This window comes from Flavobacterium fontis (assembly GCF_900129405.1).
GTDB lineage: Bacteria > Bacteroidota > Bacteroidia > Flavobacteriales > Flavobacteriaceae > Flavobacterium > Flavobacterium fontis.
In genome coordinates this window covers 84,288-98,709 of record NZ_FQVQ01000010.1, presented here as the reverse complement: position 1 = coordinate 98,709, position 14,422 = coordinate 84,288, and the positions used below count along the sequence as shown (strand labels likewise).

General features: G+C 41.6%; 11 protein-coding genes. 7 read left to right on the top strand and 4 right to left on the bottom strand.

Translation table 11 applies throughout. The features are described 5' to 3' along the window. Positions 1-103 precede the first annotated feature (103 nt). The gene (gene argS, locus BUC17_RS09465) at positions 104-1,876 is read left to right on the top strand and encodes an arginine--tRNA ligase (protein ID WP_073363657.1); all 1,773 of its coding nucleotides are present in this window, start codon (positions 104-106) and stop codon (positions 1,874-1,876) included. Positions 1,877-1,905: 29 nt separating this feature from the next. Here the strand turns inward: argS and BUC17_RS09460 are convergent, their stop codons facing one another. The 3 genes from BUC17_RS09460 to BUC17_RS09450 are packed head-to-tail and all read right to left on the bottom strand — an operon-like array spanning position 1,906 to position 5,899. Next, positions 1,906-4,389, bottom strand: coding sequence for a TonB-dependent receptor plug domain-containing protein (locus tag BUC17_RS09460; protein ID WP_073363655.1), 2,484 nt, complete (start codon positions 4,387-4,389; stop codon positions 1,906-1,908). Positions 4,390-4,436: 47 nt separating this feature from the next. After that, positions 4,437-5,348, bottom strand: a complete 912-nt coding sequence (locus BUC17_RS09455) for a FecR family protein (RefSeq protein WP_073363653.1) — start codon at positions 5,346-5,348, stop codon at positions 4,437-4,439. A 38-nt stretch (positions 5,349-5,386) separates the two neighbouring features. Further along, on the bottom strand, positions 5,387-5,899 hold the full coding sequence (locus tag BUC17_RS09450; protein ID WP_073363651.1) for an RNA polymerase sigma factor: 513 nt from the start codon (positions 5,897-5,899) through the stop codon (positions 5,387-5,389). 89 nt (positions 5,900-5,988) lie between these two features. On the opposite strand from BUC17_RS09450, the gene BUC17_RS09445 reads away from it, so the two are divergent. The 6 genes from BUC17_RS09445 to BUC17_RS09420 all read left to right on the top strand — a co-directional run bounded on the left by BUC17_RS09445 (position 5,989) and on the right by BUC17_RS09420 (position 11,358). Further along, on the top strand, positions 5,989-7,008 hold the full coding sequence (locus BUC17_RS09445) for a hypothetical protein (protein WP_073363648.1): 1,020 nt from the start codon (positions 5,989-5,991) through the stop codon (positions 7,006-7,008). Between the two features lie 191 nt (positions 7,009-7,199). Beyond that, positions 7,200-7,901 carry a hypothetical protein gene (locus tag BUC17_RS09440; RefSeq protein WP_073363646.1) on the top strand — a complete coding sequence of 234 codons (702 nt, stop codon included), beginning with the start codon at positions 7,200-7,202 and terminating at the stop codon, positions 7,899-7,901. Positions 7,902-7,941: 40 nt separating this feature from the next. After that, positions 7,942-8,403 carry a hypothetical protein gene (locus BUC17_RS09435; RefSeq protein ID WP_073363644.1) on the top strand — a complete coding sequence of 154 codons (462 nt, stop codon included), beginning with the start codon at positions 7,942-7,944 and terminating at the stop codon, positions 8,401-8,403. Between the two features lie 132 nt (positions 8,404-8,535). Continuing rightward, the gene (gene ffh / locus BUC17_RS09430) at positions 8,536-9,897 is read left to right on the top strand and encodes a signal recognition particle protein (RefSeq protein ID WP_073363642.1); all 1,362 of its coding nucleotides are present in this window, start codon (positions 8,536-8,538) and stop codon (positions 9,895-9,897) included. A gap of 85 nt (positions 9,898-9,982) precedes the next feature. Further along, the gene (folD, locus tag BUC17_RS09425; protein WP_073363640.1) at positions 9,983-10,870 is read left to right on the top strand and encodes a bifunctional methylenetetrahydrofolate dehydrogenase/methenyltetrahydrofolate cyclohydrolase FolD; all 888 of its coding nucleotides are present in this window, start codon (positions 9,983-9,985) and stop codon (positions 10,868-10,870) included. After that, the gene (locus BUC17_RS09420) at positions 10,870-11,358 is read left to right on the top strand and encodes a GNAT family N-acetyltransferase (RefSeq protein ID WP_073363638.1); all 489 of its coding nucleotides are present in this window, start codon (positions 10,870-10,872) and stop codon (positions 11,356-11,358) included. Before folD ends, BUC17_RS09420 begins: the two co-directional genes overlap by 1 nt. On the opposite strand, the gene BUC17_RS09415 is transcribed toward BUC17_RS09420, so the two are convergent. Continuing rightward, entirely contained in the window at positions 11,359-13,575 is a 2,217-nt protein-coding gene (locus BUC17_RS09415; RefSeq protein ID WP_083544852.1) for a DUF7619 domain-containing protein, read from the bottom strand. It abuts the gene before it with no gap. Between the last annotated feature and the right edge of the window lie 847 nt (positions 13,576-14,422).

Below are 14,422 nucleotides of genomic sequence, written 5' to 3'. Positions count from 1 at the left end.
AATATTATATAAAATCATTTTTACGTAAACTTTAAATTCGTAAGTATTGGATTACAATTACTATTCTTTTTATGTGGTATATTTGCCATCAAAAAAATTACCAATGACGATTCAACAGCTTTTAACCGCTCCCATACAACAAGCCTTAGCGCTACATTTTGACGTTCAACTTGAAAAAATTGAATTTCAAGAAACGCGCAAAGAGTTTGAAGGAGACATTACCGTTGTTATTTTTCCTTTTTTAAAACACATCAAGGGAAATCCCGTTCAAATCGGTACGCTCTTGGGTGAGTATTTGGTAGCTCATACGCCTGAGGTAACCGCTTTTAATGTGGTTTCTGGTTTTTTGAATTTGTCGATTGCCGATACGTTTTATACCCAATCCTTTCAAGAAATACGGGAAGTCGCCACTTTTGGATTTTCTACCTCCAACGATGCTGAGGCCGTAATGGTCGAATATTCTTCTCCCAACACCAATAAACCCCTGCATCTCGGTCATATTCGCAATAATTTATTAGGTTATGCCGTGGCCGAAATTTTAAAGGCAGCGGGAAAAAAAGTATACAAAACCCAAATCATCAACGATCGCGGAATTCATATTTGTAAGTCCATGGTGGCTTGGAAAAAATTTGGAAACGGCGAGACACCCGAAACAACTGGTATCAAAGGCGACAAACTCGTTGGCAACTACTATGTTGCTTTCGACAAAGCCTATAAATCTGAAATTGAAAAGGCAGTAGCCCAAGGTGTTGCCGAAGAGGAGGCCAAAAAAACAGCGCCAATCTTACGTGAGGCCCAAGAAATGCTGCGCCAGTGGGAAGCCGGCGATCCCGAAGTTGTGGCACTTTGGAACACCATGAATCAGTGGGTGTATGATGGTTTTAATACGACATATACCAATTTGGGCGTTGATTTTGACAGTTATTACTACGAAAGCAATACCTATTTACTCGGGAAAGAAGTAGTGCAATTAGGTTTGGACAAAGGCATCTTCGAACGCGATCCCGATGGCTCTGTTTGGATTGATTTGACCGCCGATGGCCTCGATCGTAAGATTGTTTTGCGCTCCGATGGTACTGCCGTTTATATGACACAAGATATTGGTACAGCCATTCAACGCGTCAAGGATTATCCCGATGTAAAAGGAATGGTCTATACCGTTGGAAATGAACAGGATTATCATTTCAAAGTGTTGTTTTTAATCCTCAAAAAACTAGGCTTCGCTTGGGCCGAACACTTGTATCATTTGTCGTATGGAATGGTGGAATTGCCTTCGGGTAAAATGAAGTCCCGCGAAGGAACTGTAGTTGATGCCGATGATTTGATGCACGATATGACTCAAACTGCGGGTAAAATTGCTGCTGAATTGGGGAAACTTGACGGATATTCTGAAGCCGAAAAGCAAGAGTTGTACCGTGTCATCGGACTAGGGGCTTTGAAGTATTATATTCTAAAAGTGGATCCCAAAAAGCAAATTCTATTCAATCCTGAAGAATCAGTTGATTTCAACGGCAATACGGGCCCGTTCATTCAGTACACCTACGCGCGAATTCAGTCGATTTTACGAAAAGCCGATTTCGACTATAATTATCCTGTTCTCGTTGCCTTGCATCCCAAAGAAAAAGCATTGTTAAAGCAGCTTTTCCAATTCCCCACTGTCATTCAAGATGCGGCCCGTAACCATAGTCCAGCGTTGGTGGCCAATTATACTTACGAGTTGGTTAAAGAATATAATTCGTTCTATCAATCCGTGTCTATTTTGGGAGAAGAGGCGGAAGACAAAAAAGTGTTTCGCGTACAACTCTCTGCCAAAGTTGCCGAAACAATTCAAATCGCCTTTAAATTACTCGGAATTCAGGTTCCTGAACGTATGTAAAAATAGAAATCCGATTTATATCGATTTTTTTATAGCGAATAGCGCACAAAAACATTTACCGTTCGAGCCAAGGAAAAGGTATCAATTTGCTCCAAGGTTTGCGCATTGGTATTGATCCTGAAAAATTGGTTGATACGATTTTGAGTATTGGTCAAGTTAATCACCGAAGCGCCCAGCGTTAGGGTATGTTTTTGAAAAGTAAAAGCATAACTACCCGACGCATTCAACTGGAAAAACTCAGGCAAGCGATCACTATTGGGCGATTGATAATTGATAAAACTATTTCCTGCTTGTGGGTCAAATAGTATGGCAGGCTCGCTCGGTAAAGTAGTCGGACGACCGCTAAACCATTTTCCTCCTAAGGTAATTTTGAGCGCCTTGTTGACATACCCAATACCCGAGGCGATATGGTGGCGTATTTCATTGTTGTTGGGGAACTCACTTTCTGGACGTAATCCTTTGAAAGTATAAGTGTTATAATTGTAGCTATACGTAATCCAACTCACCCAATTTTCCCATTTTTTTTGTAAAAGGATTTCCGCTCCATACACTAAAAAATCGCCATTGAAGTCCAAATTTTCATATTGATTTTGAAAATCTTGACTGCGGCCTGTAATGCCCGTTACTTTTTTGGCAAAAAGCTCAGTACCCCAAAGCCATCCGTTGTTTTTAAACGTAATTCCCGTTGACAGTTGTCGGCTTTGTAAAATAGGTCGGTCTTCGTTATTACTAAATATCCAACGCCGGCGCTCAATACCCAAAAAGTCTTGCTGTCGGTCGACAATCTTACTCACGGTTTGACTCTTCAGTTCTCCTGCCCATTCCCATTCCCACGCGGGATGAAATTGCCAAGTCGCGGTAAAACGGGGCTCAGTCAACCAAACACCCCAACGTTCATAATAGTTTTGTCGCAGGCCACCACTGCATTTAAAAGCCTTTCGTTGCCAAGTAAGGTTTGCAATCAAGGCGTGATTTTGCAACACATTGACTTCATTGCGATCTACAAACGGACTGTTTACGCGGCTGATGTTTTGATTACTGATAGCGTCAAATTGATAGCCAGCGTCCAAAGTAATTTCGGGTGTCCAGGTATACGTTTGTCGCCATTCAAGTCCCAAATGGTTAATATCGTTTCGTATAAATGTGGTTTGATTTGAAAAAAGAGCTTCGTTGGAGGCATAGAGTTCGTGTCGGGTAAAAAAGGCTTTAACGGCGCTGTTGGTTTTGGCATTCCAAGCAATTATACCATTGATCACGCCCCCAAAGGTTTCTTGATCCAAACCGTTATCCTTTTCTATACGAAGGGAATTTTCTTGACGCGATTGTTTGAAATTAAGTTGATTGGAAATGGTGATAAAATCAAAAGTCAACGTCGTTTTAGCCCCGATTTTTTGCGCATATTGCCCCGTATAATCAAAGAAATAAAAGTTGGATTCGGTAGCGTAATTCGTCGTGGCTGCTTGCCCCAAATCGGTCACTACCGTATTTTGAAATACCCGATCAAAGTAGTTCTGGTAGGTTGGTGTATTGAATACATCGGTGATGGCGCGACGGGCACTCAAGGCCAAACGGGCGTTTTTTGAGAATCGATGGCGAAATGTAGCATCGACATTGATGAGGTTGGCGCCCAATTCCAACGGCGGGGATTTCTCGGTGTCGTCCAAAGTGGAAAGGCTAACTACGCCTGAAACGCTTTCTCCCAAAAAAGGAGAGGTTCCATTTTTAACAATATTGATTTTGTGGGTTAGATTGGGATTAATCGCAGAAAGTAATCCAAAAAAATGACTGACTTGATACAGCCGCATCCCATTCCATTGAAACAGGATTTGATCTTGAGTGCCCCCGCGAATGGTCAAGTTGGATAGTGTTTCATCGGCGCTAATCACACCCGGAATTTGTTTCACCGATTCAAACACATCAGCCTCGGTAAGTCCGGGCAAGAGTCCAAACTGTTTGGGCTTTATCTCATAGCCGGTGTCCCATTTTTTGGTTACCCCTTTGGTAAAATAAAATTGGGTGGCCACCTCTTGCAATTGAGTGGGTTTAACGTTGAGGTAGACAACGGTTCCATGAAGTGGGTTCACATCGGTTAATCGGACCGTGGCATGATTCAAATGTTCAATCGTAATCGCGGTAATTTGTTTGTCTGTCGAATAGACATAGCCTAACTCATCAGAGTAGACCACAGTTTCGCTTGGAAAAATCGTAATGCGCGCATTTTCAACAGGTTTCTTCCATTCGTTATCTTTTAAAAACAATTGAAATCTAACTTTTTTCTGGGGGTTGTCCGATACCGAAATGTACCGGTTATTGACCTTTGTAAAGGCCAAAAGGGTTTGCCGTGTGATGGCAACAAGTTTGGCGTCAAGCGAAAAGGAAGTTGGTGGGGGTACTACTTTTAGAAAGTTGATATCACTTTCGATGTAGCTGAATTCAACACGGTGTTGTTTTTCGATATCTTTTAATACAGTTGCCAATAAAGCCGGATCTCCTGACTGAGCAAATGTGCCCAAACAGGAGATATAGCAGAGTAACAAACATGAAAAGTATCGTAATCGCATCAAGGAGTAGCGTCTAAGGAATAGGTGCGGTCATTGATTTTGACCACTTTGAAATGATAAGAATGGGCCAACAATTGTAGGGCAGCTTCCGAATTATCACCGGGTAATTTTCCAGTAAACAATTCGTTTTTCGGAAACGCTTCGGCTTTGATCGTGAGGTCAAAGTGGCGCTCTAGTTCTGCCAGAACATCTTGTGGTTTTTCTTTTTCAAAGGCTAATTCCTTAGCAATCCAAGCGGGTTGCAGTGCATTTGTTGTATGGAAAAACAGACGCTTTTGTTGGTCATAAGCCAATGTTTTTCCGGGAGTAAGTATAATTTTTTCGGAGGGGGTAGCTACTTGAACTCTTCCTTCAAAGCAAGTCACTTCCAAACGATTTCCTCTCACTTTTACGTTGAATTGCGTCCCTAAAACCGAAACAGTTCCTTGTGCTGTTTTTACGTCAAATCGTTTTCCTTTGGCCACTTTAAAGTACGCTTCACCATCGAGTGAAACTAGGCGGTTGGAATCCCAGTTCCAAGATTTATATGCAAGTTCAGAACCGGCATGCAATTGCACCTCAGAGGCATCGGGGAGTTGAAAAGTGATCCGTTCACCCGATCCTGTCATTTCATGTTCCGTACGCGTCATCATGTACCCTAGTCCTAAACCAAGGAATACAAGTAGTAAAGCAGCCCATTGCAGGGTTTGTTTGACGAACAAACGACGGACTTTGCCAATTTGACGTTGCTGGTTTTGAATACGAAGTAAAAGCGCATCTTCCTCAAATTCAGGGGTGCGCAAGGCGGCGGTGTAGGATTTGATTTTTTCCATCACAGCATAATCCGGATCCTGACGCAATTGCTCCAGATCCGCATCAGAAACTTGGTCGTCCAACCAAGCTGCCCATTGATATTTTTCTTCTTCTTTCATAATGATTCAAGGATAAAACCGTTATCGTTGTAAAAACCCTACCTAAAATTTGAAAATTTTTTTCGTAACTCTTCCAAGGCCAAATGAATTCGCTTTTCGACGGCCTTTACACTGATGTTTAATTCTTCTGCAATTTCGTGGTATTTTTTTCCATCAATGCGATGCATTAAAAAAGCGACCCGTTGGGTTTCGTTTAAATTTTCGATGGCGGATAAAAGTCGGGTTTTAAATTCTTCTTCCTCCATTATATAGTGTGGAGATTCAGAAGTCGCCGAGGAGACATTTGCTTTTTGTGCGTAAGTTAGTACAACTTTCTGATGGGCAATTTGATTCAAATTCAAATTATTGGCCACCGTGTACAAAAAAGATTTAGCTTTTTCAGGAGTAACTTGCCCACAGTTTTGCCATAATTTGATAAAAGCTTCTTGGGTGCAATCTTCCGCTTGTTCGGTATTTCCAAATTTATACAGCAAAAAATTGCGCAAGGCCTTGACATGGGCACGGTAAAAACGCTCAAAAAGCGACTCGTTACATAGGTTGGCATCCTCCATGAGAAAAAAACTATTTGCGGTTAAAAGTAAAAAAATAAATTTTAGGTAGGGAAAATGCGTTTATATTTGTTATACCCTAAATTAATTTCATGTTTAAAAAATTACTTTTTTTCGGAATTCTACTCACGATGATGAGTTGTGAAAAGGAATCGTTGACTGAAACGACCTCCAATTCCAACTTAACCCAATCGTCTTTATTGACGGGGTTGTTAAAAAGAATTGCTCAAAATCCTACAGCGTTTGATAATGTATTGGACGGTTGTAGTGGTTTTAGTGTAGTTTTGCCGGTGACCGTAACGGTTAATGGTTCAACAATTACCGTGGCTTCAGAAAGTGATTTTCAAACGGTGCAAAACATCAAAAATGCCTATTCCAACGATACGGATGAGGTGTTTTTTACCTATCCTATTCAACTTCGGTTAAAAAACCACCAACTGGTAACCGTGACCAGTTACAATCAGTTTGAAGACTTGTATGAAGATTACAGCTCTGATGATTTAACCGAAATTCGTTGTGTGAACATACAGTTTCCCATAACCATCAATACCTATAATACGTCGAGCCAACAAACCCAAGCCTATACCTTGACCAATGATGTTTCTTTGTATCAGTTCCTGGCAAGTTTGACACCCAATCTTCAATATAGCCTAAGTTATCCCCTTACAGTTACCGATGCCAATAACAACCCCCAAACGATAACATCTAATGTTGGGTTTGAATCGGTAATTGATGCCAACCTCTCGCTATGCGATGTTCCCGTAGGCAATACGCCGCTATCGTTTACTACCCTACTAACAGATAATATTTGGTATGTATCGAGTTATATCGACGATGATGGCAGTGACGATACGGATGATTATGAAGATTATACCTTTGATTTTCTCAGTAATTTTGATATCCAAGTTTTTGAAGGTAGTTTGTTTGCCAATGGTTCTTGGAATTATTATACAACAGGGAATACCCAAAAGTTAAACCTCAATTTTAGCAATGCCGATTTACTGGATTTAGATCAAGATTGGACCATTGTAGAATATACCATTGGTGTTATACGGCTTCGTTATATTGATAGCGATAATGACGTAGAATATCTTGTTTTGCGCAAGCTGTAGCTCTTCAAAAAATACCCTAGAAAGCCTGAAATTGTTCAGGCTTTTTTTTTGGTAAATAGGCTAAATCTCTTGCGTTATAGGCGGCTCAATTTTTTTCAATAAACAAGTGTTAAAAAAATATTTTTTGGTAGGGTAAATTAGGGGTCGTTTGTTTTAGTAATAAATCAAATAACTCTTAAAAAAATACTCTTATGAAAACAAGATTTTATGCTTTCTTCGCAATTTTAGTTTTAGTATTACTCGCTTCTTGTAGTAATGATAATGAAGGGAAAAGTGACAATCTAGTCCTTAAAGCACGCAGTATTTACAACCAAGGAAAGGTAACTGCAGCGAGTCCAAATGCGGTAGTGAGTCTTACTTCGTTTACTTTTAATTTTAAAGAAATCGAATTTGAATTTGCTGAGAATTCTTCCAACGACGATGATGGTTTTTTTGATAGTGATGATGAAATCGAATTGAATGGACCATTTGTAGTAAATGTTTTAAACAATACGATTGATATTGCGGCCTTAAATGTTCCTGCAGGGGTTTATGAAGAAGTAGAATTCACGATGAGTCGCAACAAACAAGTCAACAGTCCTATGTACAATAAATCAGTGCAAATTGAAGGAACGATCAACGGAACTCCCTTTGTTTTCTGGCATAACATTGAAGAAGATTTTGAGATTGACTATGAAGATGCCGCACAAAACTTGATCATCGACAATACCACTACTACCTTATACCTCAATTTTGACCTTAATGCGGTAGTCAATAGTATCGACTTTAGTGTTGCGACCGATAACGACGGTGATGGGGTTATCGAAATTAATCCCAACGATCAAGATGGCAATCAAAGCTTGGCCAATTTAATCAAAAATCGTATCAAAGATACCATCGAATTAGACGACTAGCGAGTGGTCTATCAAAATGTAAACCTAACTATAAATAAATATGAAAAAACTAAAGATCCTTATGCTGCTGTGCCTTGTTTTTTTGGTCAATGTAGCCTCCATGTGTAGTAATGATGATGATAATTCAACTTCTTCTGTAAATCAAACTACGGTGGTGAATACGGTCTCCTCAGGGACATGGCGCATTACCTTGTACAATGATTCGGGTACCATTAAAACCAATCAATTTACAGGATACAATTTTACCTTCGGTCCCTCCAATGTATTGACAGCGACGAATGGAACACAAACGTACACTGGGGTTTGGTCGGTAACCGACTCCAACAGTAATGATGATAGTATGGATGATTTGGATTTTAATATTGCGTTTACGGCGCCAGCTAATTTCCTAGAACTCACCGACGATTGGGATATTCAATCCCGAACCGACACCAAAATTGAACTCATTGATATCAGCGGCGGTAACGGCGGAACCGATTATCTCACCTTTGAAAAAAATTAAGTAGATTACCTACTAATGTGTGTTTTTGTTAGAAACCACTCTCTTCTTAGAGGGTGGTTTTTTGTTTGTTTTCAGCTTGAATGGCATAGGGTTAATTTGTATCTTTGCCATCATTTTTTTTAGTAGCAAACTATGTTTCAAAATTTAAGCGACAAACTCGATAAAGCCTTTCATATTTTAAAAGGACACGGTAAAATTACCGAGATCAACGTAGCCGAAACGCTCAAGGAAGTTCGACGTGCTCTTCTTGACGCCGACGTGAACTTTAAAATCGCCAAAGACTTTACCACCCGAGTCAAAGAAAAAGCATTGGGACAAGACGTATTGACGACCCTTCAGCCGGGACAGTTAATGGTCAAAATTGTAAAAGATGAATTAACCGAATTGATGGGAGGTGAGGCAACTGGAATTAACTTGTCGGGAGCCCCTACTGTGATTTTAATGTCGGGTTTACAAGGATCGGGGAAAACCACCTTCTCTGGGAAGTTGGCCCACTACTTAAAAACGAAAAAAAATAAGAAACCTTTATTGGTAGCTTGTGATATTTACCGCCCTGCAGCGATCAACCAATTGCATGTTGTGGGAGAACAAATTGGGGTTGAGGTATACTCAGAACCCGAAAATAAAAACCCTGTCGATATTGCCCAAAAAGCCATTCAACATGCTAAATCCAATGGGTACAACGTCGTAATTGTCGATACCGCCGGTCGTTTGGCGATTGATGAGCAAATGATGAATGAGATTGCACAAGTGCATCAAGCCATCAAACCCCAAGAAACTCTTTTCGTCGTCGATGCGATGACGGGACAAGATGCGGTAAACACAGCCAAAGCTTTCAACGATCGCTTGGATTTTGACGGTGTTATCCTAACCAAACTCGATGGTGATACCCGAGGGGGGGCTGCCTTAACCATTAAATCGGTGGTCAACAAACCCATCAAGTTTATCGGTACGGGTGAAAAAATGGAAGCCCTCGATGTATTCTATCCCTCGCGGATGGCCGATCGTATTCTGGGAATGGGGGACGTGGTCTCCTTGGTAGAACGCGCCCAAGAACAATACAACGAAGAAGAGGCTCGAAAACTCCAAAAGAAAATTGCCAAAAACGAATTTGGTTTTGACGATTTCTTGGCACAAATTCAACAGATCAAGAAAATGGGAAGCATGAAAGATTTGGTCGGAATGATTCCGGGTGCTGGTAAAGCCATGAAAGATGTTGAAATTGAAGATGATGCTTTCAAACATATCGAAGCTATCATTTATTCGATGACGCCAAAAGAACGCAGCAAGCCCGCTATCATCGATATGAAACGCAAAACACGAATCGCTAAAGGATCGGGACGAAAAGTGGAAGAAGTCAATCAATTGCTCAAACAGTTTGAACAAATGAGTAAAATGATGAAAATGATGCAAGGTCCTGGAGGGAAAAATCTCATGCGCATGATGGGAGGGATGAAAGGAATGCCTGGAATGCCCGGCGGCGGAATGCGATAACACCTACAAGGGTTTGGAGTTCGGAAACGAAACCAAACCCTTTGTCTTTATAACCAATACGAACGACTACTAAACCACAACACACATGATTATTTTAGACGGAAAAAAAGTTTCTGAAGACATTAAAAATGAAATCACTGCCGAAGTACAAAAGATGCGGGAAAACAACGAAAAAGTGCCCCATTTGGCTGCGATTATCGTTGGAAATGATGGCGCGAGTTTAACCTATGTCAATAGTAAAGTCAAGGCTTGTGAGCGTGTTGGATTTGAATCCACCCTCATTCGTATGCCCAGTACTACGTCGGAAACCGAATTGCTGAAGAAAATTAAGCAACTGAATGAAGACGAGGCGATCGACGGATTTATCGTTCAATTGCCATTGCCCAAACAAATTGATACGCAACATATTTTGATGTCTATCGATCCCAGTAAAGACGTTGATGGATTCCATCCTGAAAACTTTGGTAAAATGGCTCTCGATATGACTACCTTTATTCCTGCCACACCCTATGGAATCTTGGAATTGTTAGAACGCTACGACGTACAAACCAAAGGGAAGCATACCGTGGTTATCGGACGAAGTCATATCGTAGGGCGCCCCATGAGTATCTTAATGGGACGTAATCATTTTCCGGGAAATTCTACCGTAACCCTAACCCATAGCCACACTAAAAATATCAGTCAAATTACGACCCAGGCCGACATCATTATTACAGCGTTGGGAGTGCCTAATTTTTTGAAAGCCGAAATGGTCAAAGATGATGTGGTAGTGATTGACGTGGGAATCACCCGAATTCCCGACGAATCTTCTCCCAAAGGCTATCGCATTGTTGGCGATGTCGATTTTGAAAATGTTTCCAAAAAAGCCTCCTATATTACGCCTGTACCGGGTGGGGTGGGACCGATGACAATTGCCATGCTGTTGAAAAATACGTTACTGGCACGAGAACAAAAACGAATGAAATTAGCCTAATGGTTCGGCCCGCTTCCCTCGAGGATTGTACTGTAATTCAGACGTTAGCACACGAAATCTGGCCAGAAGCCTATGCCTCAATTTTATCGCCAGCCCAACTCTCGTATATGTTGGAGGCGTTTTATACGCTTGAAGCCTTGCGTCGGCAAATGGAAGCTGGACAACAGTTTCTACTGCTAGAGGAAGATCATCGAGCCCAAGGATTCGCGGCCTATCAACTAGAATATACCCCCGGAGTCACCCAACTGCATAAGTTATATGTTCGTACCGCACAACATCACAAAGGGTGGGGGAGTATTTTATTGGACGCCGTCGAACAACGCGCGCTCCATGCAGGGCAACATACGTTACGACTTAATGTCAACCGATTCAATACAGCGCAATTTTTTTACTATAAAAAAGGATTTCAAACGGTTGAAACAATCGATATTCCTATTGGTCAAGGATATTGGATGGAGGATTTTATTATGGAAAAAAAACTAGTGTAGTTAGTCGATCTTACAAAAACGTACGGTTGCCGTAGTTTCCCCTTCCAAACGCAATATATACGTACCCTGAACCAGTGCAGTCGTATCAATGGCACGATTCACCACGGGAAGTACCGCCAATTGTCGTCCTGCAAAATCAAAAACTCTCGCGGTGGCAAACTGATCGTCATTTAAATACAATAGGCCCTTCGTTGGATTGGGATACAGGGTAAGCGAAGGTTGCAAAGGGGTAGGGAGACTTAACGCTTGTACCGTCGTGGTGTAAGTATTGGTAATGATTGGCGCATTGTAATCAAAATAAATCGCAGCGGTATTGCTAAATACATCGCCCAGCGTTAAGGTAGGTTGGGTTTTGATTTTAAATAATACGTAACCGTCATTTGAAGCATCCTCAAAAGGTAAATTGATGTTTTCAAATATAAAATCAACCGTTTGATTGGGATACACCCGCATTTCATAAGGATGGCTTGCATCGAGGGCAACAATGCTACTCATGTTCAATTTTGAGGCATCGATTACATCATGTATCACGACATGGCGCGCATTCGCCGTACCTAAGTTTTCAAAGCGAATCAAATAATGGATGTAATCTCCCACTTTATCGGGTGTAATGCTCGTTCCCTCAAGACAAATTTTGTTATTGGGGTCCATCGAATTGACCACAGTCTGCTTCAAGGTAAAGGTATTGTCCAAGGGCGCTACATCGGTAAAGCCGCTCACATGCGCTGTAAACTCCAATACCTCACCCGAAAGTAGCGGCGGATTGTCCAACGGAGAATGCAGAGCAAGGGTAACGGTATAACTTAAACTGGTCCCCGGAGCAATGGCATCAAACGACCATTGAAGTTGGCCATTTACCTCGGTGTTGGCTACGGGAAAACTTGAAATTACCTGACTAACATCGGCATTGTAATTCCAAACGACCATACCCGAAACAGCTGTAGTTCCTTTGTTTTTACAGGTAATTTTATACCGACTTGAATACCCCGCAAAAGCCTCATCCAATGGGGTAATAAACACTTCGATATCGGGGTGATCGCCATTGGGAGTCACACAAAAATCGGTAGTGAACGGGGATACGTTTGCGGGAAAATGAACTTGAGCACTCGTGGGACTCACCGAAAAATAAGTGGGATTTTCCAAAACCGGGGCATACGAGTAACTCCCCGCCTCGAGACCAATCGAATAGCTTCCCGTTGCGGAAGGCTGTATCCACTGCGTGATGCCCGAAGCGGTGATGGCCATTTTGTAAGGGGTAAAGGGGGCATCTGTAGGTTGACATCCGTCATTCTGTGTGTCCAATCGCAACATGCCTTTCAAGGCGTACGACACTCCCCCAGGAACAAAGGTGCAATACGTGTTTACTTCACAGTTTGTGCTACCCGAGTTAAGGGCCACTTGATACAGCACGGAAGCGCGTTCCAAAGCAGATTCGTCAGTACAAATGTAGTGGAGCTGCGGGGTGTTGTTCACATGCAAACCACTTTCAAAACTGCCATTTTTCAAATTAACCTGGGCAAGTAAGAGGTTGTCACTCACGTCCAAAAATACCAAATTGCGATGCGTGGACACGTCCAAATTCGTTAAAAAAGTATGCGATAGCGTCAAATGCGAAAGCGAAGTAGCCCCGTTTAAAGACAGCGAAGTCAGGGGGTTGTTCCGTAAATTCACCAAGGAGAGTGCTCCCAATCCAAAGCCCGAAACTTCGGTGAGTTGATTGTAGGAAGCGTCCAAAAAGATAAGAGGGATATTGGGTGCCAACGTCAACGACTGCAACGCAGTATTGCGGCAATCCAACCATTGCAACTGTTGCGCCGAGGCTAACGATAAATTTTCCAACGGATTGTTACGGCATCCCAATTGGGTGAGTAAGCTCATCGATGCCTCTGGAATAGCAGTAATGGCATTGTCTTGGCAGTATAAAACCCGCAGTTGACTGAAAGATTCCAAGCCCTCAAGCGAAAGAATTTTGAAGGCCATGGGACTGTTGGTGTTATTGATGTCCAACTGATAAACGGCCGCGGCTTCACTCCCTTCAATCGCACCATTATGGTTTGTGTCGATGGTTATTGCCACCCCGTTCTGATTTTTGGCAATGTTGTTTTGAGGAGAAGCTTGGAGTAATTTGGACCTAAAATTGACGTCAGGAATAACTAGGGTCTGTGCCCAGACCACTACAGGAAGCAGTGTTAGAAAAGCAAGGAATGCTCTTTTCATCCGTACTAAAGGGTGTTATTCTTGTTTCGTCGTATTTCAAAAGTAGTATTTATTTTTCAATTATACATTTATTTTGTTAAAAACGAAGGAATTAATCGAAGTATTACTCCGTTTGCCGATAAAAAAATAAACCCCGAAAGGCTCGGGGTTCACATTACACTGCAATTTATAAAGGTTGGATAAGGAACAATAGGTAACCGATTCGGGTCCAGCCGCCCCCGCTTTCCTCAGCGAAGGAGACAAAATGTACGCGCAGTTGCGACTAAACCATTGTTGAATCAGTAGTCAGAACAATACAATACGTTGCTTTCATGTTTGTTTTGTATCGTTATTTCTAAAGGCGAATAAATAGATGAATAACACAGTACGAATGTACGTAAAAGAAATGCTACACCAAGCGCTACTGAGTACACACCCCAAACCCCCGATTAAAAACCCCTTTTCCGCGAGGATTGTATTTCTGCAACTCATAACTCATAACTCATAACTCATAATTCATAACTCATAATTTATAATTTATAATTACAATTGCGTGTCCCTCCGGGTCGGGTCATCCGCTACAAGTCCGTTGCTTTCGTTCCTCAGCATCCGGGCTTTTCGCTACTACCCCTCACGCGGGCTTGCGTCTTCTATTTTTCGTTTTTGCTTCGGTAGGGATTTTTCCAAAGTAAATAGTATTAGGTTTTAAATTTGAGTATTTAACACAGCTAAAACTTTATTTTCACACCTTTTTTGTCATTTCGACGAAGGAGAAATCCCTTATTCTAATCTTTCTTTTCTCTTGCTTCTTTGCTCTTTTTCTAATTGCCACGAAGACTCAAAGTCACTAAGATTTAAGACCAGAAAA

Excerpts from the sequence above, each read along its gene's own strand:
- BUC17_RS09420 (WP_073363638.1), top strand. The coding sequence starts at position 10,870 with ATGGTTCGGCCCGCTTCCCTCGAGGATTGTACTGTAATTCAGACGTTA.
- argS (WP_073363657.1), top strand. The coding sequence starts at position 104 with ATGACGATTCAACAGCTTTTAACCGCTCCCATACAACAAGCCTTAGCG.
- BUC17_RS09440 (WP_073363646.1), top strand. The coding sequence starts at position 7,200 with ATGAAAACAAGATTTTATGCTTTCTTCGCAATTTTAGTTTTAGTATTA.
- BUC17_RS09435 (WP_073363644.1), top strand. The coding sequence starts at position 7,942 with ATGAAAAAACTAAAGATCCTTATGCTGCTGTGCCTTGTTTTTTTGGTC.
- BUC17_RS09455 (WP_073363653.1), bottom strand. The coding sequence starts at position 5,348 with ATGAAAGAAGAAGAAAAATATCAATGGGCAGCTTGGTTGGACGACCAA.
- BUC17_RS09415 (WP_083544852.1), bottom strand. The coding sequence starts at position 13,575 with ATGAAAAGAGCATTCCTTGCTTTTCTAACACTGCTTCCTGTAGTGGTC.
- BUC17_RS09450 (WP_073363651.1), bottom strand. The coding sequence starts at position 5,899 with ATGGAGGATGCCAACCTATGTAACGAGTCGCTTTTTGAGCGTTTTTAC.
- ffh (WP_073363642.1), top strand. The coding sequence starts at position 8,536 with ATGTTTCAAAATTTAAGCGACAAACTCGATAAAGCCTTTCATATTTTA.
- BUC17_RS09445 (WP_073363648.1), top strand. The coding sequence starts at position 5,989 with ATGTTTAAAAAATTACTTTTTTTCGGAATTCTACTCACGATGATGAGT.
- folD (WP_073363640.1), top strand. The coding sequence starts at position 9,983 with ATGATTATTTTAGACGGAAAAAAAGTTTCTGAAGACATTAAAAATGAA.